The organism is Nocardia sp. NPDC059764 (assembly GCF_042732555.1).
Lineage (GTDB): Bacteria > Actinomycetota > Actinomycetes > Mycobacteriales > Mycobacteriaceae > Nocardia.
Window position 1 is genome coordinate 1 of record NZ_JBHWHH010000076.1, and the last position, 21,416, is coordinate 21,416.

The window sequence follows — 21,416 nt, forward strand, 5'->3', positions numbered from 1 at the left end:
AGCTCGTCGCGTTCCCGGACGTCGAGCAGCGGCAGACCGCCGACCCGGCAGTCGGATCCGCCTGCCAGGAATTCGTGCAGGAACATCTGGAATCGCCGATGGTGACCGGCGAGTTCGTCGTGGCTGTAGGAATTCGGATTCCCCTGGAAGTCGATCAGCGTGCTCTCTTTGCCCGCGCCCGGGTAGATGTTGACGAAAAGGTCGGAGGTGGGGCCGGAGGTGAGCACGTGCAAACGGCCCGTCGTCTCGCCCAGGACGACTTCGTTCTCCACCATCATGAGATTCACGGCGGGGCCGAACGAGGCGGCCTCGTCGCGCGCGATTCCCATATCGTGGAATATGTCCTCCTGGCGATACCGCTGCCGCCGGAGGGCGCTCGTCAATTCGCTTTTCACCGCCGCTATCAGTTCGCCGACGGTGCGATCCGCGACCCGGATGCGCAACGGGACCACATTGGCCACCATGCTGCCCGAACGCCGCAATACCGCGGAATGCCGGCCCGACACGGGCAGGCTCAGGAGAACTTCGTCGTTGCCGGTCATTCTCGCCAGATAGGCCGCGAATGCGGCGACGATGATCGGGGTGACGCTCTTGTCGTGGTCGAGCGCGACGGTGTCGAGCAGATGCGCGGTGTCGTCGGCGAGTTCGGTGCTGACGAGCGTCGGATGAATGGTGGGCTTGTTGACGTGGGCCGCCAGACTGGCGACCGCCGGTGCGCCCGCCAGGTGCTCCATCCAGTGGGCGCGATCGTTCTCCATCCGCGTCGAATCGCGGTACGCGAGATCTTGTTCGGCGACCAGCCGCAGGTCCTGGGCCAGGCACGCCGGGGGCTCCGCGGACGTGATCCATGCGTTGTACAGCTCGGTCATGCGGTGCAGCATGGTCACCGCCGCGAACCCGTCGAGCGCGATGTGGTGCGCGCGCTGATACCACAGGTAATGGTCGTCGCCAACCTGGAAGATGATGGCGGTCACCAGGGAGTCGCGCACGAGATCCAGAGGCGCGGAATAGTCCTCGGTCATTCTGCGATGCGCCGTCGCCACCGGATCGGCTTCCTGTCGCAAGTCCTCGACCCACACCGAGGCGCCGTTCTCGGCGTCGACGTACTGGAATGGCTCGCCGTCGATCTCGATCAGACGAGTATGCCCCGACCCGAACTCCCGACCTGCCGTTCGGCAGGCTTCGGCCAGGAGTTCGGCGTCCAATTCGCCGACGATCTCGACGTATTGGGCGACGGATATGGGTGTGTTGACCGCGAGATGCTGGGCGAACCAGATTCCCCGCTGCGCGGATGTCAGCGGAAAGACCTCGTGTGATGAATGAAATGTGCCGCTTGGCAACGATTCTGGCTGATCAGGATTGCTTCCGATGCCACTGTGCAATTGGCGCATTTCGACCTCCAGCAAACAACGTCATGTCGGGAACTCAAAACGCCCGAGGGCCGGTTGTGGATACGCTCACACGCGCCCGGTCCGGGGACCATGGAATATGGCGGCAGGGTGTGACTCCGACACCCGCATTGCTGTGTACGTCGGGTCTGCCACCGAGATCATTACAGCGAGTACCAACCGGTTCGTATGTTCCAACGTCGGCGCGTGCCCGGCATTCGTTCGCTACATCGCGTCCACCCCGACCCCCGAATCACCCTCCGACCTCCCGGAAAACTGTCCAGTATGCCCTTGATCGCAGTGTCGACTGACGCCATGTCGACCTTCCCTACTTGAAAAGCGACTGTCCATGATGATTCTGCGCCGCGTTGCCGCAACCAGTCGGTTTATTGATCAAAATGTTGGAAAAGGTTGTGCCTCACAGCGTGTGATCCGTATGGGCGAGCGTTGGTTCATGGGGTTTGACCTGCGATATTTGCGTATTTTAGTCGTGAAAATTACAGAGCGGTGAGTCGAGACCAGATCGAGAGCTGATCTCTCTCGAGCTCTGAACCCTCAATGGGAGGGTCACTGGCGAACATGGCGCAACCTGTCAATCGGCGGTTCTGTGGTAAATAACTGGAACAGTCTTGTGTTGAATACCTAGCCGTTCCATACTTTTGGTGTGCCACCTGCCAAGCCCCGCCGCTACGAGTCGCCGCTCCGTCAGGAGACGGCGGCGCGGACCCGGCAGCAGGTCGTCGAGGTCGCCACGCGACTGTTCATCGAGCGCGGCTGGGAGGGCACGTCCATGCGCGATGTCGCCCGCGCAGCGGGATGTTCGGTGGAGACCGTGTACGCGAGCGTCGGGAACAAAACCGCGCTGCTCGAGACCGTCCTCGACATCGCGGTGGTCTGCGACGACGCGCAGATCACACTCGACGAGTGGTTCGGCGTGGGGGAGGGTCCGCTCGCGACCCGCGTCGCCACGCTGGCGGAGGTCATCGTCGGGAACTACCGGCGCACCGCCGAACTGCGCCGGGTCCTCGACAGCGCGGCCCGCATAAACGCGGAACTCGCCGAACTGGACACGAGAAGCCGTGCACAGGAACGCATCTCGCGCACCGCACTGGTGTCCGCGGCGGCCGGGCGGCCGTTGACCGAGCTGGAAACCGATGCGGTCCAGTCGGTATTCAGCAATGAGATCTACCGGCTCCTCACCGCGGTCAGCGGGTGGAGTGATGTGCAATATCAGCAGTGGGCGGCCGGCGCGATCGTGCGGCTGCTCGACCTTCACGAGGAGTAGCAATGCCGATACCCGAGTCACCGACACCGAGCGGGATCTCGAATCCAACGTGAAACCGTTGGGGCCCATCGATTTATCGGATCAGGGCCTGTTCATCCTCGACGGCCTGCGTGTGGTGCGCCGACCTTTCGGTCACGGGTGGTCGGCGCCCCAGGCGCAGATGGCGGCGAGCGGGGTCTGCAGCGACTTGCCGAGTTCGGTGAGGGAGTACTCGATGTGCTGCGGGGCGGTCTCCTTGAAGACGTGGCGTTCGACGAGCCCGTCGGATTCCATGCCGCGCAAGGTTTCGGTGAGCACCTTCTGGGTGATGCCGGGCAGGCGGCGGCGCAGCGCGGCCGGGCGCTGGGCGCCGTCGAGCAGGGCGTAGATGAGCAGGATTCGCCATTTGGCGGCCAGGCGTTCGAGGGCCTGGCGGGTGGTGCAGGATTCCTCGAGTACGTCGGGGATCACCAGGTCCATCGCGCCTCCGTTCGGAAGGGCACTTCGAAGTGCCTTCTATCGGTGGCGTGGGTCCGCGCCTACCGTCTTGTTTCACCGTAATGCGACGACTTCGAGGACGAGAGCACCAGATGACTGTCAGCACAGTTCCGTTCACTTTCACCCGCGCCGGAGACCGACTGGTCGGCATGCTATATCTGCCGGAGGGCGAGCCCACCGGTGTGGTGGTCACGACCGGCCCGCTGACCTCCGTCAAGGAGCAGGCGGCGGGCGTCTACGCCGAGGCGCTGGCGCGCCGCGGGTTCGCGGCCCTGGCCTTCGACCACCGGACCTTCGGCGAGAGCACCGGGGAGCCGCGGCAATTGGAGGACCCGCTGGGCAAGGCCGCCGACATCAGCGCCGCCGTCTCGGCGCTGGAAGCGGACGCGCGTTTCACCGGTAAGTCCGTGGTCGCACTGGGCGTCTGCGCCGGTGGCGGCTACATGGCCCGCGCGGTCGCCGACGACCCGAGACTGCGCGCCTTCGCCGGTGTCGCGGGCGTGTACGCCGACGCGGCCGCCAACCCGGCCGATCCGGCGGTGGTCGAGCGCGGCCGCCTGGCTCGGGAGCGCCGTCTCGCGACCGGCGAGGTCGAGACCATCCCGGCGGTGGCCGCCGACAACGGCGATGTGGCCATGCCCCTGACCGAGGCGTTCGAGTACTACGGCACCCCGCGCGGCGTGGTCCCCAACTACACGAACGGTTTCGCCGTCGAATCCTTCGAGCACACCGCGGGTTTCGACGCCCAGGAGGCGGCGGCCCGGCTGTCGGTGCCGTTCCTGCTGGTGCACTCGGAGAACGCCCTGGTCCCGCCGTGGGCGCACAAGTTCTACGCTGGAGTGGCATCCCCGAAATCGGAGCTGTGGCTGGACTCGGTCGGCCAGATCGACTTCTACGACGATCCCCGGCTGATCGAGCCCGCCGCCGACGCGGCCGCCGCATTGTTCCGCGGCGTCTGCTGACCCGCGTGAGGTGAGCCGGATGTGGTCGAGACGAGCCGGGTGGGCGCTGACCGCGATCGCACTGGTCGCGGGCTGCTCATCCGGCCCGGACACGACCGGCGGAGCGCTGCAGCTGCGGAAGGTCGCCCAGGTGGCCCTGCCGGGCGGCTCGGCCCGATTCGATTACGCGAGCTTGGATTCCGGTCGTGGGCTGCTGTTCCTGGCGCATATGGGGGCCGGCGAGATCGTCGAGGTCGACGTCCGCGCGCACCGCGTGGTGCGCACGATCGCCGATACCCCGGATGTCCATGGCGTGCTGGTCGTTCCGGAGAAGCGCCGGGTGTACGCGACGGTGACCGGGCGTGATCAGCTCGTCGCCCTGGACGAGGACAGCGGGTCGGTGCTGTTCACCGCGCCGACCGGGAGGTATCCGGACGGGTTGGCCTACGACCCGGTGCGCGACGCGGTCTGGACCACCAATGAGCGCGCGGGCAGCGAGTCGGTCGTCGACGCCGACACCGGAAAGTCCCGCGGCACGGTCACTCTGGGCGGCCAGGTCGGCAATGTCGTCTACGACCCGGGTCCCGACCACATGATCGTGGCGGTGCAGGGCCGAGGCGATCTGGCGGTCGTCGACCCCGGCGCGCTGTCGGTCACCGACCGCATTCCGACGCCCGGCTGCTCGGGGCCGCACGGTCAGGCGCTGGACACGGCTCGGCGGTTGATGTTCGTCGGCTGCGAGGACAACGCCACGCTCGTCACGGTCGATCTGGCGAAACACGCTGTCACCGACCGGAACAGCGTCGGCCGGACCCCCGACGTACTCGCCTACGATCCCGGCGCGCAGCGCATCTATATAGCCGCCGAGAGCGGCTGGGTCAGTGCGTTCGACGCCCGCACCGGGCACCCGGCTCCGATCGGGGCCGAGCACCTGGCCGACGGCGCGCACATCGTCGTGGTCGATCCGGCCGATCATCACAGCTACTTCTCGATCCCCACCGCGGCGTCGGGGCCCGTGCTCTGGGAGTTCGAGCCCTCGTCGTAGCCCGGCACCAGCTGCCGCAGGCCCGGCTGCCAGTCCGAACGCTGCTGCGGGAAGCACCGTTCGAGGAGCTCGATCATGATCGCGGGAGCGGTCGACGCGCCGGGGGACGCGCCCAGCAAGCCCGCGATCGTGCCGTCGGCGCCGGTGACCAGTTCGGTGCCCATGGTCAGCACACCCACCCGGTCGAGGTCGGGCTTCACCAGCTGCGCGCGTTGTCCGGCCTGGACGAGATACCAGTCGGCCGGATCGGCATCGGGGTAGAAGCGTTGCAGCTCAGCGAACTTGCGCCGCCGGGTCGCGAGCAGCTCGCCGATCAGATAGCGGACCAGCGGCAGATTCTGCAGTCCCGCCGCCACCAGCACCACGATGTTCGTCAGCCGCAGCGTGGTGAACAGGTCGATCAGTCTGCCGTGCTTGAGCAGCCTAGTGCTGAACGTCGCGTAGGGGCCGAACAGCAGCGACGACTCACCGCCGACATTGCGCTTGTCCAAGTGCGGCACCGACATCGGGGGAGCGCCCAGCAGAGCCTGGCTGTAGACCTTCGCCTCGTGCCGGGCCACGACCTCGGGGTTGTCGGTGCGCAGGAACTGCGCGCCGACCGGGAACACGCCGTAACCGCGCACCTCGGGGACGCGGGCCCGCTGGAGCAGCTTCAGCGCGTATCCGCCCGCTCCCACGAACACGAAACGGGCGCGGATGGTGAAGCGCCGGTTGCCGTTCCGATCCCGTCCCGTCACGGTCCAGATCCCGTCGGCGTCGCGACGCAGTCCCTTCACCTCGTGACCGGTGCGCACCTGCGCGCCCGCGTCGGTCATGGCTCGCACGAGCGACCCGGTCAGCGCCCCGAAATCGACGTCGGTGCCCGCCTCGAACCGGGTGGCGGCCACCGGTTGCCCCGGGTCCCGGCCAGCCATGAGCAGGGGAGCCCAGTCCGCGATGACGGCGGGATCCTCGCTGTACTCCATGGCCGCGACCGCGGGCAGTGCGCGCAGGGTCTCGAATCGCCGGCGCAGATAGGCGACATCCCGATCGCCGAACACCACATCCATATGCGGTGTCGCCGTGACGAATCCGGTATCGGCCAGCGCGCCCCGCTCGGCCAGTCCCGCCCAGAACTGCCGTGACATCGCGAACATCGACGCGATCTCGGCCGCCTTGCCCGCGTCGCCCGGATCCGGCATGTAGTTGAGTTCGCACAGGCCTGAGTGCCCGGTGCCCGCGTTGTTCCACGGATCGGAGCTCTCGGCCGCGACCCGGTCGAGCCGCTCCACCAGGATTATGGACCAATCCGGTCGCAGCGCCGCGATCATCGCGCCGAGAGTGGCCGACATGATGCCGCCGCCGATCAGTACGACGTCGAGAATCTCTGTGTCCGTGAGGGTTTCGGTGGGTGCGGTGTGCTCGTCCATCTGCGTGACCTCCTGGTCGGCGGGTACTCCGTCATCGTCACGCCGGACGTATCCATCCGTCCAATGTTCATTCCGCGCGATTATGATCCGAATATGGATGAATTGCCGTCGTCGCAGGTGGAGGCCCTGATCCCGCTACTCGCGGCGTTCGACGCGGCCGCGGGGGAGGGGCACGTCACGCAGCGCAGCTCCTGGGCGTATCGCAATCATCGGTGAGTCGCCGGTTGAAGGCGGTCGAGCAGGCGGTCGGTGTGAAACTCTTCCAACCGGTCGGTCGCCGCATCGCCCTCACCGCCGCCGGTCAGGAACTGCACGAACGCACCCGCGGCCTGGTCCAGGCCCTCAGCGACGCCGTCGACGTGGTCCGCAGCGACGCCGACCCCGACAGCGGCCTGGTCCGCTTCGGTTTCCCGTTCACCCTCGGCCCGGTCAGCATCCCGTCACTCCTGGCCGATTTCCACGCGGGCGCACCCCGCATCCGCCTACACCTCGTGCAGGCTCACGGCAGCGCCCTGACCGACATGGTCCGCGACGGCCGCCTGGATCTGGCCGTCACCATCCCGGCCCCCGACGACCTGCCCGCGATCATCCTCGGCCACCAGCGCCTGCACCTGTACGTAGCCGACGCCCACCCGCTGGCAACCCGCACCGAGGTCGAACTCGCCGAACTGGCCGACGAGCCGTTCATCGCCAACCCGCCGACCTACCATCTGCGTCGCCTGGTCGACTCCTGGTGCGCCGAGGCCGGATTCACCCCGCGCGTCGGCTTCGAGATCACCGAGTTCGAGACGCTGCGCGCCCTGGTCGCCCAGAATCTCGGCATCGCGGTGCTGCCCGCCCCGGAGGTCGCCCACCCGGGCCTGTCACGCGTGACGCTGGCCGATGCGCGGGACCGCAGCATCGGCCTGGTCTCGGGCGGCCACCGCCCGACTCCCGCGGTGGCACGCCTGCGTGATCATGTTGCCGCGCAGGCCCTGTCGTATCTCGGGCGCGGCGCGGACCCGGCTACTCCTGATAGGTCGTGAGGATGCGCCGGATCGACGAGGTGACCGGCAGGTCCCCGGTCAGCGGCACCCACCGGTATTCGGCGTAGTTGGTCACCCGCACCGGTCCGGCGCTGGCCACCACCGCGGCGAAATGCTCCCGGCGCACCGGCTTCCCGGCGCTGGACAGGTAGTCGAAGCTGCCGAGGTGGCGCACGATATCGGTGACCGCCAGACCGGTCTCCTCGCGCACCGCCCGCACCACCGCGCTGGCCAGCGACTCGCCCGGGCGCACGACAGTGCCCGGTAGGTGCAGCGGACTGCGCCCTTCGACGTGCTCCTCGTGCTCGAGCATCAGCACCGAGTCATTGTGCTCGACAACCACCCCTACCCGTAGCGCGACTCCCTCCGAGGCGGCCCGCTCCCGCAGTTCCTGCAACACCGTTTCGCCGATGGACTGCCCGGGCGAAACTTCGAAATCCCACACTGCACACCACATCCCGTATCACCGGACACCGTCGACCGATACGGATAACGCTACCGGCGGAGAAACGGTCGGCGGCAGAGACATTCGCAAGAATAGGCGCACTTCCGTCCCAGCGATCCAGGGTCCGGAAACTTTCTCGACACGGGCCCGAAATGCCTGCGTGCCACCACCGCGCCGGGGTGGGAGGCTGGACCGGTACCGCCTATGAGAGGAGTCATCGTGAAGGTGTTCCAGATCGGCGCGGCCGGCGGCATCGGCCGCCGCCTGGCGACCCTGCTCACCGCCCGCGGTGACGAGGTCACCGGCATGCACCGCGGCCCGGCGCAGGCCGAGATCATCGCCGCGACCGGCGCCACCCCGGTGCCCGGCGACCTGATCGCCGACTCGGTCGACGACCTGGCCGCCAAATTCCACGGCCACGACGCCATCGTCTTCTCCGCGGGCGCGCACGGCACCGGCATGGACCAGACCAGCCTCATCGACGGCCGCGGTCTGGAAAAAGCCGCAGACGCCGCCCGCTTCGCCGGTGTCGCCCGCTTCGTCCTGGTCTCGGTGTTCCCCGACGCGGGCCGCGACCGCGAGACCAGCGCCGGCTTCGAGCACTACATGCGGGTGAAGAAGACCGCTGACGCCTACCTGGTCGGCACCGACCTGGACTGGCTCATCATCCGCCCCGGCGCGCTGCGCGACGAACCCGGAACCGGCCTGGTCGCGGCCGGACTCGCGCTCGAGTACGGCGATGTCCGCCGCGACGACGTGGCCGCCTTCATCGATGTGGCCCTGCACCGCCCGGCCCTCAACCGGCAGATCATCGAACTCACCGGCGGCCACACGGCCGTCGCGGACGCCGTGGAACTGGTGCTCGAGCGGTCGACCACGGCCCGGAAGTAGCGGCTACCCGCGGAGGTGTAGCTGCCCGACGGCCCGGGTCGACCACCGCCACCGCAATGCGGCGGACCGCAATCCGAAGGCGGTCACGACGGTGGCCGCCGTGGCGACGGTGAGCCCGGTTCGAGGCTGGCACAGCAGGAACACCCCGGCCGCCCCGAGAGCGGCCGTGACGTACCAGGATCCGACCCGGACCAGGCCGACCGGATCACCGAGCAGCATGTCGCGCACGACTCCGCCGCCCGTGCAGGCGAGGACCCCGACCAGGACCGCAGCGGTGGCTCCGAGTCCCATGGCCTGCGCCTTGGTGATTCCCAGCGCCAGATACATGCCGAGCGCCGCCGCATCGAGTACGGCGAGGAGCGTCGTCGCGCGCACGAGCAGCGGCGCGAAGCTCATGCCCGCGGCAGCGGCCAGCAATGCCACGACCGGATAGCGGTCGCTGCGCAGTGCTGCTGGGAGTTGGCCGAGCACGATGTCTCGCAGCATGCTGCCGCCGAGACCGGTGGCTATGGCGATGACCGCCACCCCGATCGCGTCGATGCGATCGCGGTGGCGGGTGACGGTGACGGTTCCGGAGAGTGCGCCGGTCGCCACCGCCGCAAGATCCAGCCAGACCGGTATGTGGAGCGTCGCGCTCACGGCCGCGCGGTGGCAGAGGTCTTCGGCCGGGCCTCGGCCGTGCTGTCCAGCAGGTTGGAGCGTTCCAATTCGTTTCCGCCGGTGACGGTTTCGATCCACTCCGCCGTCGAGGCCACGGCCGCGTAGCGGGACTGCATCACCACCAGCACCGACTCGTGCAGATCGCGGGCGCTCACCGAACCCGCACGATTCGACAGCGTGAGTGTGCCGGAGGCGTCGGCGAGGAACTCGACCGCGTATCCACGGTGCACGGCGTCGCGCGCGGTGGACTCGTTGCAGTTCTGGGTCATGTACCCGCAGATCGCCACGGTGTCGATGTCGCGGGTGGCCAGCCACTCGGCGAGCCCGGTGCCGGTGAAACTGGACGGCAGGGCCTTGTCGATGACCACGTCGTGCGGACGGTTCGCGACGGTTGGGTGGAGTTCGAAACCGACGCTGCCCCGGGCGAATACGGGCGAGTCGGCGGGCGAGGCGTGCCGCACCACGACCACCGGGATCCCGGCGCGGGACGCGGCGTCCATCGCGGCGCCGATATTGGCGAGGCTGATATCGAGTGGGGGATAGGAGATCGGCAGCTTGCCGACCACGTATTCGTTCTGGACATCGATGACGATCAAGGCGCGTTTCACGTGATCGATCGTCGCGAGCCGAGAATCCCGCAACCAGAACCCGGTTCGTCCCTGGGTTCGCCGGAACCGGGGTTTGCGGGACCCCCTTTAGGATGGCCGTTCGTGGACCAGCCCGCGCCGATCGGCGCCTTCCTGCGCTCCCGCCGCTCGCGTCTGCGTCCCGAGGAGGTGGGACTCCCCGTGTTCGGCACCCGCCGTCGTGTCCCGGGCCTGCGTCGTGAGGAACTCGCCCAGCTGGCCGGGATCAGCGTCGACTACTACGTCCGGGTCGAGCGCGGGCGCGTGGACAATGTGTCCGATGCGGTCGTCGATGCCATCGCGAACGCGCTGCGACTGAGTCCCGCCGAGCGCCTGCACCTGCACAATCTGGCTCACCCGCCCGTCGCGGAACCGGTCGAAGCGCCGGAAGTCCGCCCGCGCCTGCGCCAATTGGTGGCGGCTCTCGATCCCACGCCCGCCTACGTGGTGGGCCACCGCACCGATGTTCTGGCCTGGAATCGCGCCGCCGCCGCGGTCTTCGACATCGATTTCGCGACCGTCCCGGCCGCCGAACGCACCTGGGCGCACCTGGTCTTCCATCATGAGGCCGTCCGTCGCCTGACCGCCCCCGCCTGGCCCGATCTGGCCCGCCGTGTGGTGACCTACCTGCGCCTGCGCGCCGGTGCGCGGCCCAACGACACCGCCTTGCACGCGCTCGTCGCGGCCTTGTCGGTGAGCAGCGACCAGTTCCGCTACATGTGGGAGACCCACGATGTCGGCGATCTCGCGCACGGCCGCTATCACCTGACCCACCCGCGGGTCGGCGACCTGCACCTGGACTTCGAATTCCTGATCCTGCCCGACGACCCGGCCGCCCGCGCCCTGGTCCTCTACAGTGCCGAGCCCGGCACCGATTCGCACCGCGCGCTGCGGACTCTCACCGGTCCGTAAGCTGACCGGGACCGGTTGCCGGGGCGCTCGACGGCGGCTGGGAAATAGCCGAATTTCGGATCTCGCGGCCGAAATTCGCGTCCCGATCGCGGGCGGGTGCGGCAATCGCGCGAGATACCTGGAATAGTTGGGGCGGAACGCACAGGACCAAGGCGAAAGCGGGGATGTTGGTGACTTCGACTGACGGTGTGAGCGGGGTAAGCACGGTGAAGGACGCACCTTCGGCTCCGAGCACCCTCGAGCGCGATGTCCAGACCCTGGAAAAGGCGATCTACGAAGTCAAACGCGTGATCGTCGGTCAGGATCGGCTCGTCGAGCGGCTGTTGGTCGGTGTTCTCGCCAAGGGGCACGTGCTGCTCGAAGGTGTGCCGGGTATCGCCAAGACCCTGGCCGTGGAGACCTTCGCGACCGTGGTGGGCGGCAGCTTCTCGCGCGTGCAGTTCACTCCTGACCTGGTGCCCACCGACCTCGTCGGTACCCGCATCTACCGGCAGGGCCGCGAGGAGTTCGACACCGAGCTGGGCCCGGTGGTCGCCAACTTCGTGCTCGCCGACGAGATCAACCGCGCGCCCGCGAAGGTGCAGTCCGCACTGCTCGAGGTGATGGCCGAGCGGCACGTGTCCATCGGCGGCAAGACCTACCCGATGCCGAATCCGTTCCTGGTCATGGCGACTCAGAACCCGATCGAGTCCGAGGGCGTGTACCCGCTGCCCGAGGCGCAGCGCGACCGCTTCCTGTTCAAGGTCGTCGTCGACTACCCCTCGGTCGAGGAGGAGCGCGAGATCATCTACCGGATGGGTGTCACCCCGCCGGAGCCCAAGCGGGTCCTCGACCCCGCCGAGCTGGTGCGGCTGCAGAACGTCGCCGCCAACACCTTCGTGCACCACGCCCTGGTCGACTACGTGGTCCGGGTGATCGCCGCGACCCGCAAGCCCGCCGACTTCGGCATGCAGGATGTGGCCGGCTGGATCGCCTACGGTGCCTCCCCGCGCGCCTCGCTGGGCATCATCGCCGCCGCCCGCGCGGTGGCCCTGATCCGCGGCCGCGACTACGTGGTCCCGCAAGACGTGGTCGAGGTGATCCCGGACGTGCTGCGTCACCGCCTGGTGCTGTCCTACGACGCGCTGGCCGACGAGGTCAGCCCGGACGACGTGATCAAGCGCGTGCTGCAGACCGTCGGCCTGCCGCAGGTCGCCGCCCAGGCCAACGCCCCGGCCGGCGCGCCCGCCCCGATGCCCGCCGTCGTGCCGCAGCCCGGCATCCCGCAGCAGCCGGCCGTGCCCGCGCAGGGCATTCCGCAGCCGCCGCAGCAGGGCATCCCGCAGCCTCCGAACGGTCAGATGCCCGGCGTCCCCGGTCAGCCGCAGCCGAAGTAGGTGGCCACGGAATCGACTGCGCCCGTGACGATCTCAACTCCCGGCGACTCCCCGCACGCCCCGCCCTCGTTCCGGCAGGGTCAGCTCACCGACCCGCGGTTGTCGGCGGCGCTGCGGACGCTCGAACTCACCGTGCGCCGGCGCCTGGACGGCGTGCTGCACGGTGACCACCTGGGCCTGATCCCGGGTCCCGGCTCCGAGCCCGGCGATGCCCGCATGTATCAGCCGGGCGACGATGTGCGGCAGATGGATTGGTCGGTCACCGCCCGCACCACCCACCCGCACGTCCGGCAGATGATCGCCGACCGCGAGCTGGAGACCTGGCTGGTGGTCGACCTGTCGGCCAGCCTCGATTTCGGTACCGCGCTGTGCGAGAAGCGGGATCTGGTGGTCGCCGCGGCGGCCGCGGTCACGCATCTGACCAGCGGCGGCGGCAACCGGATCGGCGCGGTGGTGACCAATGGCAATGAGCTGATCCGCATTCCGGCCCGCAGCGGCCGGGTGCACGAGCAGTCGCTGCTGCGCAAGATCGCGACCACCCCGCACGCCCCGGACGGTGTCCGAGGCGACCTGCGCGACGCGATCGAGGCATTGCGCAGACCGCAGCGCAAACGCGGTCTGGCCGTGGTCATTTCCGATTTCCTGGGCGATATCGACTGGCAGCGGTCGCTGCGCGCCATCTCCGGCCGCCACGACCTGCTCGGTGTCGAGGTGCTGGACCCCCGTGATCTGGAGCTTCCGGATCTGGGCGATGTGGTCCTGCACGACCCGGAGACCGGACGGACCCGGGAATTCAGTGTGACCCCCACGCTCCGCGCCGATTTCGCGCGCGCCGCGCAAGGCCATCGGGATCAGGTCGAGCAGGCGTTGCGCAGTTGTGGTGCGCCGGTGATGACCCTGCGCACCGATGGCGACTGGATCGCGGACGTGGTTCGATTCGTGTCCACCCGGCGCCACACCTTTGGCGCCCCGAATGCCGGACGGGTGCCGCGGCAGTGACTATCGGCGAGCTGACCTTCAGCCTTTCGCATTTCGCCTACCAGTATTGGCTGGCCTTCCTGGCCGTGATCGCGCTGGCGGCGCTGATCTACATCCTGATGCAGCAGCGGCGTCGCAAACAGATGCTGCGCTTCTCCAATATGGAGATGCTGGAGAAGGTGGCGCCCAAGCAGCCGAAACCGTGGCGGCACATTCCCGTCGCGGTGACCCTGGTGGGCCTCATGTTCCTCACCTTCGCCGCGGCCGGTCCGACCGCGGCGAAGAAGGTGCCCCGCAACCGCGCCACGGTGATCCTGGTGATCGACGTGTCGCTGTCGATGGAGGCCACCGATGTGCCGCCCAGCCGGATCCAGGTGGCCAAGAAGGCCGCCAAGGAATTCGCGGACAATCTGACGCCGGGCATCAACCTGGGTCTGGTCACCTTCGCGGGCACCGCGTCGGTGCAGGTGTCGCCGACCACGAATCGGGAGGCGGTCAAGGCCGCCATCGACACCATGAAGCTGGCCGAGCGCACCGCGACCGGTGAGGGCATCCTGACCGCGTTGCAGTCCATCGACACCCTGGCCTCGGTGCTGCCGGGTGCCGAGAAGCCGCCGCCGGCCCAGGTGGTGCTCATGTCCGACGGTAAGCAGACCGTCCCGGACGACAAGGATGTCGAGAATCCCCGCCACGGCTTCACCGCCGCGCGTCTGGCGAAGGAGAAAGGCATTCCGGTGTCGACGATTTCGTTCGGCACCACGTGGGGCACCGTGGAGATCCCCGACCAGGACGGCAAGGGCTCCCAGCGGGTCCGCGTCCCGGTGGACGACGATTCGCTGCGCGAGATCGCGAAACTGTCCGGCGGCGAATTCTTCACCGCCTCCACGCTGGAAGAACTCAAGAACGTCTACGCGCACTTGGAAGAGCAGATCGGCTTCGAGACGACCGTCGCCGACGCCAGCCGCCCGTGGTTGCTGCTGGGTTTGGTGGTGACTGCCGCCGGGTTGGTGGCCGCGTTGCTCTATCGTCAGCGTCTGCCGTAAATCGGTACCGCGCGCCGAGTCCCGAACACGAACAGATAGGTTTGCGTCTATGTCGAACATCACATCCCGGTCGGTCCTGGTGACCGGCGGTAATCGCGGCATCGGGCTCGCGGTCGCCCAGCGCCTGCTCGCCGACGGACACAAGGTCGCCGTCACCCACCGCGGGTCCGGCGTTCCCGAGGGTCTCTTCGGCGTGAAATGCGATGTGACCGATAGCGAATCGGTCGATCGGGCGTTCTCCGAGGTGGAGGAGCACCAGGGTCCGGTCGAGGTACTGGTCGCGAACGCGGGCATCACCGATGACACGCTGCTGATGCGCATGACCGAGGAGCAGTTCACCCGGGTCATCGACGCCAACCTGACCGGCGCCTTCCGCTGTGCCAAGCGTGCCAACCGCGCCATGCTGCGCGCCCGCTGGGGCCGCATGATCTTCCTCGGCTCGGTGGTCGGTCTGGGCGGTGGCCCCGGCCAGATCAACTACGCCTCCTCCAAGGCCGGTGTGGTCGGCCTGGCCCGCTCGGTGACCCGCGAGCTCGGTTCGCGCAACATCACCGCCAACGTGGTCGCGCCCGGTTTCATCGAGACCGACATGACCGCCGAGCTGCCCGACGACCTGCGCGACACCGCCAAGAAGTTCATCCCGCTGCAGCGTCTCGGCCAGCCCGAGGACGTCGCCGCGGTGGTCAGCTTCCTGGCCTCCGAGGACTCCGGCTACGTCTCCGGCGCGATCATCCCCGTCGACGGCGGCATGGGCATGGGCCACTAGGCCCACCCGAACCCGCTCTCGCCCCTGACATTTCGAACGAGGAGAACCCACCACCCCATGGCTGGATTGCTCGCAGGCAAGACCGTACTCATCACCGGCATCATCACCGACTCGTCCATCGCCTTCCACGCGGCCGCGGTCGCGCAGGAGCAGGGCGCGAAGGTGATCATCACCGGCATCCCGGAGCGGCTGCGCCTCATCGACCGCATCGCCAAGCGTCTGCCGCAGGAGGTGCCCCCGGCCATCGGCCTGGACGTCACCAGCGAGGAGAACCTGGCCGAGCTGCCGGCGAAGCTGCGTGAGCTGGCTCCGGAGGGCATCAACGGCGTGCTGCACTCGATCGCCTTCGCGCCCAAGACCCTGATGGGCCCGGACGCGGTGAACTTCCTCGACGCCCCCGGCCCGGACGCGGCCAAGGCGTTCGAGATCTCGGCCTGGTCGTACGCCTCGCTGGCGCGCGCCGTGCTCCCCGCCATGAACGAGGGCGGCTCCATCGTGGGCATGGACTTCGATCCGCGCACCGCGATGCCGTTCTACAACTGGATGGGTGTCGCCAAGGCGGCCCTGGAGTCGGTGAACCGCTACGTGGCGCGGGAGGTGGGCGCCGCCAAGAAGATTCGCTCCAACCTGATCGCGGCCGGTCCGATCAAGACCCTCGCGGCCAAGGCCATCGCCGGCACCGCCACCGATGACGCCAAGCAGCTGAACATGCTCAACGAGTACTGGGACGGCGCGTCCCCGATCGGCTGGGACGTCGACGACCCGACCGTGGTCGCCAAGTCCGTGTGCGCGCTGCTGTCGGATTGGCTGCCCGGCACCACCGGTTCGATCATCTACGTCGACGGCGGAGCCAGCCACAACACCTGGTTCCCGGAATCCGGTTTCGGCGCCAACTGATCGTCTGCGGTTCGATTGTCCGAGGAGGAGAGCGGTAGTGGGTGAGCCCGCGGCTCGTGAAGTGGACGCCCTGTTACTGCTGTCCTTCGGCGGTCCCGAGCGCCCCGAGGACGTGATGCCGTTCCTGGAGAACGTCACTCGGGGCCGGGGCGTGCCGCCGGAACGCCTCGCCGAGGTCGCTCAGCATTATCTGCACTTCGGGGGAGTGTCCCCGATCAATGCGCTGAACCTCGACATCATCAAGGCGATCGAGGCCGAATTCGCCGTGCGTGGTATCGATCTGCCGGTGTACTTCGGCAATCGCAACTGGCATCCCATGGTCGAGGCGGCCGTCGAGGGCATGCGCGCGGACGGGATTCGCTCGGCGCTGGTGTTCCCGACCTCCGCGTGGGGCGGGTATTCGGGCTGCCTGCAGTACCAGGAGGACATCACGCGCGCCCGCGCCGCGGTCGCCGATGCCCCCGAATTGGTGAAACTGCGCCAATATTTCGATCATCCGCTGTTCGTGGCAGCGTTCGCGGACGCGATTCGCGCGGCGGTCGCGGAACTGCCGCAGGACAAGCGCGATTCGGCCCGCCTGGTCTTCACCGCGCATTCCGTGCCGGTCTCCGCCGATATCGCCTCCGGTCCGCCCGCCGAACAGCGTCTCTACAGCCGTCAGGTCGCCGAGGCGGCCCGATTGTGCGCGGAGGCAACCGGATTCGAGGCCTACGACCTGGTGTGGCAGTCGCGCTCGGGCCCGCCGCAGGTGCCGTGGCTGGAACCCGACATCGTCGACCACCTCGACACGCTCGCCGAACAGGGCGTGGGCTCGGTCGTGGTGTGCCCGGTCGGTTTCGTCTCCGACCACCTCGAGGTCATCTGGGACCTGGACAACGAGGCGAAAGAGCGTGCCGCCGAACTGGGTATGGCCTTCGCCCGTGCCGCCACCCCCGGCCCGGACCCGCGTTTCGCGCGCATGGTCGCCGATCTGGTGCAGGAGTACCTGACCGCCGCCGCCCCGGCCCGTCTGAGCGAGATCACCGGCCTGGGCTGCACAGTCGACGGCGCGCCGTGCGTGGTCGGCTGCTGTGCGCTGCCGCCCCGCAGGCCCGCGGTGGCACCGGCGGCCGCCGAATTGTAGTGTCGCCCAGGTGACTACCCCCGGACGCGGAACCCCGCAACGCCGTCAGCCCGCCTCGGGCGGCACCGCCGCCCGCAAACCACAGCGCACGTTCGGCTCCCCGGACATGTTCGTCTGGGCCCCCGTGCTGACCCTGTTCCTGGCCGCCGGCATCGTCGGCACCATCGGCCAATCCATCATGTTCGCCGCGGCGTTCGTCGCCATCGCGGTGGTCATGCTGGTCGCCGACATGTTCTTCAACCGCTGACGGGTTCGCCTGTCAGCTCAGGACGTTCACCGCGCGGGCGACGACCAGGCTCACGGTGACGAGGGAGATGCCGGACTGCACCATCATGAGGAGCTTGGCCCAGCGGGTCATGGGCATCACGTCGGTGGGGCTGAAGGCGGTCGCGTTGGTGAACGACAGATACAGATAATCCGGGAATTGCGGTTCCCAGTCGGGGTCGGCGAGTTCCGGATTCTGCATCTGGACCCACAGGAAATCCGGATACTGCCTGCGGGCGTGGGCACGCGCCGCAGGACCGCCCCGGTCGAAATCCCAGTACCAGAGCGCGAACACGAGCACATTGGACAGCCAGACCGCGGCGCCCGAGCCGAGCAGACCGGCGGCGTTGTCGGGGGCTGTGCCGTTGATCAGCGATTTCACCAGGTGGGATACCGACCACACCATGCCGAAGCCGAGCAGCGCCATCAGCAGCAGGCTGAATCGCCGCAGCCGGTCGTCCTCGCGGTCGAGCCGGACCGGGTTGGCGATCACCAGGATGAACAGCAGCGCGAACCCGACGATCGGCACGACCCAATTGGGCCCGGCCGAGTATTCGGGCGGCAGGAGGTATTGCACCAGCAGGATCCCGACGACGGCCGCGGTGGCCGCCCACCGCGATTCCCCGGCCGTGCGTCGCGCCCACGCGGGTACCTGATCGTCGTCGGTCTCGTTCCCGGGTGCGCTCACCTTCGTGAGTATGCCCAAAGGTGACAGAAGTATGACGCGGGCTCGCGGACGGACTTTCCGTCGGGCAGGGTGGGTTGTAGCTGAGGCCTACCAAGGAGGTCATGTGGCACGGGAGTACAACCGGAATCCGGCGGCGGTGGCGGCGCTGTCGCCCGAGCAGTATCACGTCACCCAGGAGAACGGCACCGAGCGGGCGTTCACCGGCGAGTACTGGGACAACCACGAGCCCGGTATCTATGTGGACGTGGTGTCCGGGGAGCCGTTGTTCGCGTCGACGGACAAATTCGAGAGCGGATCGGGGTGGCCGAGTTTCACCAAGCCGATCGACGCGACGAATGTGGCCGAGAAGCGCGACGTCAGCCATTTCATGGTGCGCACCGAGGTGCGGTCGGTGCACGGTGACAGCCATCTGGGCCATGTGTTCCCCGATGGTCCGCGCGCCGCGGGCGGGCTGCGCTACTGCATCAACTCGGCGTCGCTGCGGTTCGTGCATCTCGACGATCTGGAATCCGAAGGCTACGGACAGTACAAGACGCTGTTCATGAAGGAGGAAGCGTGACCGATACGAGCAAGGCGATTCTGGCCGGTGGTTGTTTCTGGGGCATGCAGGACTTGATCCGGCGCCAGCCCGGTGTGGTCGACACCCGGGTCGGATACACCGGCGGCCGCAATGACAACCCGACGTACCGCAATCACCCCGGGCACGCGGAGGCCGTGGAGATCGTCTACGACCCGGCGCAGACCGATTACCGTGCGCTGCTGGAGTTCTTCTTCCAGATCCACGATCCGAGCACCAAGGACCGGCAGGGCAACGACATCGGCTCGAGCTACCGCTCCGCCATCTTCTACCTGGATGACGAGCAGAAGCGGGTCGCCGAGGACACCATCGCCGACGTGGACGCCTCGGGCCTGTGGCCGGGCAAGGTGGTCACCGAGGTGACCCCGGCGAGCGCGTTCTGGGACGCGGAGCCGGAGCACCAGGACTACCTGGTCCGCTACCCGAACGGCTACACCTGCCACTTCCCGCGTCCGGGCTGGAAGCTGCCCCGCCGCGAGACCACGGCATAGCAGTGAAAGAAGGGCCTCATCGCGGCATTCGCCCCGGTGAGGCCCTTCTTTTCGCTTGATCCCGGGATTGGACCGAGGCCGGACCGAGCATTGATCTTCCGTGGGTCGCGCCCGGCGGCCCCGGGCTACCAGCAGTCGCCCTTGTGGTGCCAATTCGGCAGCTGCTGAACGTCTTTCACCACCGTCCCGCGTCCCCACGCGGGACGGCTGAACCCTGCTGTTCGGCCGCCGCTCAGTCGTTGGCCAGCGACCGAGCGATGACCAAACGCTGGATCTGGTTGGTGCCCTCGAAGATCTGGGTGATCTTGGCTTCGCGCATGTAGCGCTCGACGGGGAAGTCCTGGGTGTAGCCGTAGCCGCCGAGGACCTGGACGGCGTCGGTGGTGACCTTCATGGCGGCGTCGGTGGCGACGAGTTTGGCAACGCTGGCCTGGCGGGAGTAGGGGAGTCCGGCGTCGCGGCGGCGGGCGGCGTCGAGGTAGGTGGCGCGGGCGGAGTCGACGGCGGCGGCCATGTCGGCGAGGACGAAGCCCAGGCCCTGGTGGTCGATGATGGCGCGGCCGAAGGCTTCGCGCTGTTTGGCGTAGGCGACGGCGTCGTCGAGGGCGCGCTGCGCGATGCCGGTGGCGACGGCGGCGATGCCCAGGCGGCCGGAGTCCAAAGCGCTGAACGCGATCGGGAGACCCTGACCCGGTGCGCCGAGGAGGCGTTCGGTGGGCACGAAGGCGTCGTCGTAGGCGGCGCTGGTGGTCGGGACCGCGCGCAGGCCCATCTTCTCCTCGGGCTTGCCGAAGGTGAGGCCCTCGGTGCCGGCGGGCACCAGGAAGCAGGAAATGCCGCGCGAGCCCTCGCCGGTGCGGGCGAACAGGGTGTAGTAATCGGCCTTGCCGCCGTTGGTGATCCACGCCTTGGTGCCGGTGATCCGGTAGCCGCCCTCGGTCTCGGTCGCCCGGCAGCGCAGCGCCGCGGCATCGGAACCGGCATGAGATTCGGACAGGCTGTACGCGCCGATGAGATTGCCCGACAGCATGTCCGGCAGCCAGCGCTGCTTCTGCTCGTCGGTGCCGTACACGAACAGCGGGTGGCACGACAGGCTGTGCACGCTCACCGCGACGGCGACCGCCGCCCACCGCGCGCCGAGCTCCTCGAGCACCTGCAGGTACACCTCGTAGGGCTGGCCGCCCCCGCCGAACTCCTCCGGATACGGCAGGCTCAGCAGCCCCGCCGCGCCGAGCGCCCGGAACGCCTCGTCCGGATAGCGCTCCTGCTTCTCGTACTCGGCCGCGATCGGTTCGACCACCTTGTCCGCGATATCGCGGGTGAGCTCGATGAGGTCGCGGGCTTCGGACGTGGGCAGCAAACGATCGACGGGCATGAGGTCACAGTACGACCGACACCCAATTGCGTGCAAGGCAGCACGCAATTTCGCAAGGCGGCTAGACTGACCACGTGGTATCCGGTCTACCCCCGAACAAGCACCAGGAGAAGAGCCTCCGCACCCGAGCCTTGCTGCTCGACGCCGCCATCGACAGCCTGGCCGAGGTCGGGTACGCGAGCGCCTCGATCGCGGATATCACCGCGCGGGCGGGGGTGACCCGGGGTGCGCAGCTGCACCACTTCCACACCCGGCAGGAGTTGTTCGCCCAGGCCATCGAGCATCTGACGCAGCGGCAGGGCGAGGCGCTGCGACGGCGGGAGCGGACACTGCCGGGGGCGTCGTCGCCGGGTGAGGTGCTGGTCGAACTGGTGACCGCGCCGTTCGCGGGGAAACTGGGCAAGGCGGCGGTGGAGTTGTACGTCGGCATCGCCAATGACAAGGACCTGCGCCGCAACATGCTGCGCGTGCAACACGACCTGACCGCCGAACTGCTCGCCGCCTGCGGCCGTTTCGTGGATGTCCCGCGCGAGCGTCTGGAAGCCGCCTTCTGGCTCACCATCAACTTGGTGCGCGGTGCGACCCTCGATGAGATGGTGGGCCGAGATCGTCTGCGGCGCAAGCAGGTTCTCTCGGACTGGGCGCGGCTCGCCGACGGCATTCTGGCGTAAACGCATCGGTCGCGAGGCGCGATAACGAACCGTTGAGTGGTTCGTTATCGCGCCCGGCAGTCG

The 21,416-nt window shown here is 68.2% G+C and carries 26 protein-coding genes; 18 read left to right on the forward strand and 8 right to left on the reverse strand.

The window, feature by feature from the left end; all coding sequences use genetic code 11:
• A partial coding sequence (locus ACFV4K_RS18475; RefSeq protein WP_379276242.1) for a condensation domain-containing protein occupies positions 1 to 1,391 on the reverse strand: 1,391 nt, incomplete at its 3' end.
• 346 nt (positions 1,392 to 1,737) lie between these two features.
• Here ACFV4K_RS18475 and ACFV4K_RS18480 point away from each other — a divergent pair.
• Positions 1,738 to 1,899: a hypothetical protein gene (locus tag ACFV4K_RS18480; RefSeq protein ID WP_379276244.1), complete on the forward strand. Its 162-nt coding sequence runs from the start codon at positions 1,738 to 1,740 to the stop codon at positions 1,897 to 1,899.
• Positions 1,900 to 2,052: 153 nt separating this feature from the next.
• Positions 2,053 to 2,673 carry a TetR/AcrR family transcriptional regulator gene (locus ACFV4K_RS18485; RefSeq protein ID WP_379276246.1) on the forward strand — a complete coding sequence of 207 codons (621 nt, stop codon included), beginning with the start codon at positions 2,053 to 2,055 and terminating at the stop codon, positions 2,671 to 2,673.
• Positions 2,674 to 2,805: 132 nt separating this feature from the next.
• On the opposite strand, the gene ACFV4K_RS18490 is transcribed toward ACFV4K_RS18485, so the two are convergent.
• Positions 2,806 to 3,132, reverse strand: coding sequence for a winged helix-turn-helix transcriptional regulator (locus ACFV4K_RS18490; RefSeq protein ID WP_379276248.1), 327 nt, complete (start codon positions 3,130 to 3,132; stop codon positions 2,806 to 2,808).
• Between the two features lie 110 nt (positions 3,133 to 3,242).
• On the opposite strand from ACFV4K_RS18490, the gene ACFV4K_RS18495 reads away from it, so the two are divergent.
• Both ACFV4K_RS18495 and ACFV4K_RS18500 read left to right on the forward strand, forming a co-directional pair.
• Positions 3,243 to 4,112: an alpha/beta hydrolase gene (locus ACFV4K_RS18495; protein ID WP_379276250.1), complete on the forward strand. Its 870-nt coding sequence runs from the start codon at positions 3,243 to 3,245 to the stop codon at positions 4,110 to 4,112.
• Between the two features lie 19 nt (positions 4,113 to 4,131).
• The gene (locus ACFV4K_RS18500; protein WP_379276252.1) at positions 4,132 to 5,136 is read left to right on the forward strand and encodes a YncE family protein; all 1,005 of its coding nucleotides are present in this window, start codon (positions 4,132 to 4,134) and stop codon (positions 5,134 to 5,136) included.
• Here ACFV4K_RS18500 and mqo read toward each other — a convergent pair.
• Positions 5,073 to 6,545: a malate dehydrogenase (quinone) gene (gene mqo, locus ACFV4K_RS18505; protein WP_379276253.1), complete on the reverse strand. Its 1,473-nt coding sequence runs from the start codon at positions 6,543 to 6,545 to the stop codon at positions 5,073 to 5,075. The two genes, ACFV4K_RS18500 and mqo, sit on opposite strands and share 64 nt — an antisense overlap.
• Positions 6,546 to 6,638: 93 nt before the next feature.
• Between mqo and ACFV4K_RS18510 the strand changes: the two genes are divergently transcribed.
• Together ACFV4K_RS18510 and ACFV4K_RS18515 are read left to right on the forward strand one after the other, a co-directional pair.
• Positions 6,639 to 6,761 carry a hypothetical protein gene (locus tag ACFV4K_RS18510; RefSeq protein WP_379276255.1) on the forward strand — a complete coding sequence of 41 codons (123 nt, stop codon included), beginning with the start codon at positions 6,639 to 6,641 and terminating at the stop codon, positions 6,759 to 6,761.
• A complete protein-coding gene (locus tag ACFV4K_RS18515) occupies positions 6,758 to 7,570 on the forward strand; it encodes a LysR substrate-binding domain-containing protein (protein ID WP_379276256.1) in 813 nt (270 codons plus the stop codon). The genes ACFV4K_RS18510 and ACFV4K_RS18515 overlap by 4 nt, the downstream gene beginning before the upstream one ends.
• Here the strand turns inward: ACFV4K_RS18515 and ACFV4K_RS18520 are convergent.
• Positions 7,551 to 8,015, reverse strand: coding sequence for an NUDIX hydrolase (locus ACFV4K_RS18520; protein WP_357082401.1), 465 nt, complete (start codon positions 8,013 to 8,015; stop codon positions 7,551 to 7,553). The two genes, ACFV4K_RS18515 and ACFV4K_RS18520, sit on opposite strands and share 20 nt — an antisense overlap.
• 219 nt (positions 8,016 to 8,234) lie before the next feature.
• Here ACFV4K_RS18520 and ACFV4K_RS18525 point away from each other — a divergent pair, with 219 nt between their 5' ends.
• The gene (locus tag ACFV4K_RS18525; protein ID WP_379276258.1) at positions 8,235 to 8,906 is read left to right on the forward strand and encodes an NAD(P)H-binding protein; all 672 of its coding nucleotides are present in this window, start codon (positions 8,235 to 8,237) and stop codon (positions 8,904 to 8,906) included.
• 3 nt (positions 8,907 to 8,909) lie between these two features.
• On the opposite strand, the gene ACFV4K_RS18530 is transcribed toward ACFV4K_RS18525, so the two are convergent.
• Together ACFV4K_RS18530 and ACFV4K_RS18535 are read right to left on the reverse strand one after the other, a co-directional pair.
• Complete coding sequence (locus tag ACFV4K_RS18530; protein WP_379276259.1) at positions 8,910 to 9,545, reverse strand: trimeric intracellular cation channel family protein; 636 nt, start codon at positions 9,543 to 9,545, stop codon at positions 8,910 to 8,912.
• Entirely contained in the window at positions 9,542 to 10,174 is a 633-nt protein-coding gene (locus ACFV4K_RS18535) for a cysteine hydrolase family protein (RefSeq protein WP_379276261.1), read from the reverse strand. Before ACFV4K_RS18535 ends, ACFV4K_RS18530 begins: the two co-directional genes overlap by 4 nt.
• Positions 10,175 to 10,276: 102 nt before the next feature.
• Between ACFV4K_RS18535 and ACFV4K_RS18540 the strand changes: the two genes are divergently transcribed.
• From ACFV4K_RS18540 to ACFV4K_RS18575, 8 genes are all read left to right on the forward strand, one after another.
• On the forward strand, positions 10,277 to 11,104 hold the full coding sequence (locus tag ACFV4K_RS18540) for a helix-turn-helix domain-containing protein (RefSeq protein WP_379276262.1): 828 nt from the start codon (positions 10,277 to 10,279) through the stop codon (positions 11,102 to 11,104).
• A 164-nt stretch (positions 11,105 to 11,268) separates the two neighbouring features.
• Positions 11,269 to 12,480: an AAA family ATPase gene (locus ACFV4K_RS18545; protein WP_379276263.1), complete on the forward strand. Its 1,212-nt coding sequence runs from the start codon at positions 11,269 to 11,271 to the stop codon at positions 12,478 to 12,480.
• A 24-nt stretch (positions 12,481 to 12,504) separates the two neighbouring features.
• Complete coding sequence (locus ACFV4K_RS18550) at positions 12,505 to 13,479, forward strand: DUF58 domain-containing protein (RefSeq protein WP_379276265.1); 975 nt, start codon at positions 12,505 to 12,507, stop codon at positions 13,477 to 13,479.
• Positions 13,476 to 14,501 (forward strand): VWA domain-containing protein, encoded by a 1,026-nt coding sequence (locus ACFV4K_RS18555; RefSeq protein ID WP_357082389.1) that lies wholly within the window; start codon positions 13,476 to 13,478, stop codon positions 14,499 to 14,501. Before ACFV4K_RS18550 ends, ACFV4K_RS18555 begins: the two co-directional genes overlap by 4 nt.
• 49 nt (positions 14,502 to 14,550) lie before the next feature.
• Positions 14,551 to 15,267, forward strand: coding sequence for a 3-oxoacyl-ACP reductase FabG1 (fabG1, locus tag ACFV4K_RS18560; RefSeq protein ID WP_379276266.1), 717 nt, complete (start codon positions 14,551 to 14,553; stop codon positions 15,265 to 15,267).
• 57 nt (positions 15,268 to 15,324) lie between these two features.
• Complete coding sequence (gene inhA, locus ACFV4K_RS18565) at positions 15,325 to 16,164, forward strand: NADH-dependent enoyl-ACP reductase InhA (protein ID WP_379276268.1); 840 nt, start codon at positions 15,325 to 15,327, stop codon at positions 16,162 to 16,164.
• A 37-nt stretch (positions 16,165 to 16,201) separates the two neighbouring features.
• Positions 16,202 to 17,287, forward strand: a complete 1,086-nt coding sequence (locus tag ACFV4K_RS18570; protein ID WP_379276270.1) for a ferrochelatase — start codon at positions 16,202 to 16,204, stop codon at positions 17,285 to 17,287.
• A gap of 10 nt (positions 17,288 to 17,297) precedes the next feature.
• Positions 17,298 to 17,534 (forward strand): hypothetical protein, encoded by a 237-nt coding sequence (locus tag ACFV4K_RS18575; protein WP_379276272.1) that lies wholly within the window; start codon positions 17,298 to 17,300, stop codon positions 17,532 to 17,534.
• Between the two features lie 12 nt (positions 17,535 to 17,546).
• Here ACFV4K_RS18575 and ACFV4K_RS18580 read toward each other — a convergent pair whose 3' ends face one another.
• Positions 17,547 to 18,239, reverse strand: coding sequence for a hypothetical protein (locus ACFV4K_RS18580; protein ID WP_379276273.1), 693 nt, complete (start codon positions 18,237 to 18,239; stop codon positions 17,547 to 17,549).
• 103 nt (positions 18,240 to 18,342) lie between these two features.
• Here ACFV4K_RS18580 and msrB point away from each other — a divergent pair, with 103 nt between their 5' ends.
• The gene (msrB, locus tag ACFV4K_RS18585) at positions 18,343 to 18,798 is read left to right on the forward strand and encodes a peptide-methionine (R)-S-oxide reductase MsrB (protein WP_379276275.1); all 456 of its coding nucleotides are present in this window, start codon (positions 18,343 to 18,345) and stop codon (positions 18,796 to 18,798) included.
• The gene (gene msrA / locus ACFV4K_RS18590; protein ID WP_379276277.1) at positions 18,795 to 19,307 is read left to right on the forward strand and encodes a peptide-methionine (S)-S-oxide reductase MsrA; all 513 of its coding nucleotides are present in this window, start codon (positions 18,795 to 18,797) and stop codon (positions 19,305 to 19,307) included. The genes msrB and msrA overlap by 4 nt, the downstream gene beginning before the upstream one ends.
• Before the next feature lie 232 nt (positions 19,308 to 19,539).
• On the opposite strand, the gene ACFV4K_RS18595 is transcribed toward msrA, so the two are convergent.
• Positions 19,540 to 20,682, reverse strand: coding sequence for an acyl-CoA dehydrogenase family protein (locus ACFV4K_RS18595; RefSeq protein WP_379276278.1), 1,143 nt, complete (start codon positions 20,680 to 20,682; stop codon positions 19,540 to 19,542).
• Positions 20,683 to 20,756: 74 nt separating this feature from the next.
• On the opposite strand from ACFV4K_RS18595, the gene ACFV4K_RS18600 reads away from it, so the two are divergent.
• Positions 20,757 to 21,353: a TetR/AcrR family transcriptional regulator gene (locus ACFV4K_RS18600; protein ID WP_379276280.1), complete on the forward strand. Its 597-nt coding sequence runs from the start codon at positions 20,757 to 20,759 to the stop codon at positions 21,351 to 21,353.
• Positions 21,354 to 21,416: the final 63 nt, after the last annotated feature.

Excerpts from the sequence above, each read along its gene's own strand:
- ACFV4K_RS18480 (WP_379276244.1), top strand. The coding sequence starts at position 1,738 with ATGATGATTCTGCGCCGCGTTGCCGCAACCAGTCGGTTTATTGATCAA.
- ACFV4K_RS18545 (WP_379276263.1), top strand. The coding sequence starts at position 11,269 with ATGTTGGTGACTTCGACTGACGGTGTGAGCGGGGTAAGCACGGTGAAG.
- mqo (WP_379276253.1), bottom strand. The coding sequence starts at position 6,545 with ATGGACGAGCACACCGCACCCACCGAAACCCTCACGGACACAGAGATT.
- ACFV4K_RS18495 (WP_379276250.1), top strand. The coding sequence starts at position 3,243 with ATGACTGTCAGCACAGTTCCGTTCACTTTCACCCGCGCCGGAGACCGA.
- ACFV4K_RS18595 (WP_379276278.1), bottom strand. The coding sequence starts at position 20,682 with ATGCCCGTCGATCGTTTGCTGCCCACGTCCGAAGCCCGCGACCTCATC.
- ACFV4K_RS18500 (WP_379276252.1), top strand. The coding sequence starts at position 4,132 with ATGTGGTCGAGACGAGCCGGGTGGGCGCTGACCGCGATCGCACTGGTC.
- ACFV4K_RS18490 (WP_379276248.1), bottom strand. The coding sequence starts at position 3,132 with ATGGACCTGGTGATCCCCGACGTACTCGAGGAATCCTGCACCACCCGC.
- ACFV4K_RS18510 (WP_379276255.1), top strand. The coding sequence starts at position 6,639 with ATGGATGAATTGCCGTCGTCGCAGGTGGAGGCCCTGATCCCGCTACTC.
- fabG1 (WP_379276266.1), top strand. The coding sequence starts at position 14,551 with ATGTCGAACATCACATCCCGGTCGGTCCTGGTGACCGGCGGTAATCGC.
- inhA (WP_379276268.1), top strand. The coding sequence starts at position 15,325 with ATGGCTGGATTGCTCGCAGGCAAGACCGTACTCATCACCGGCATCATC.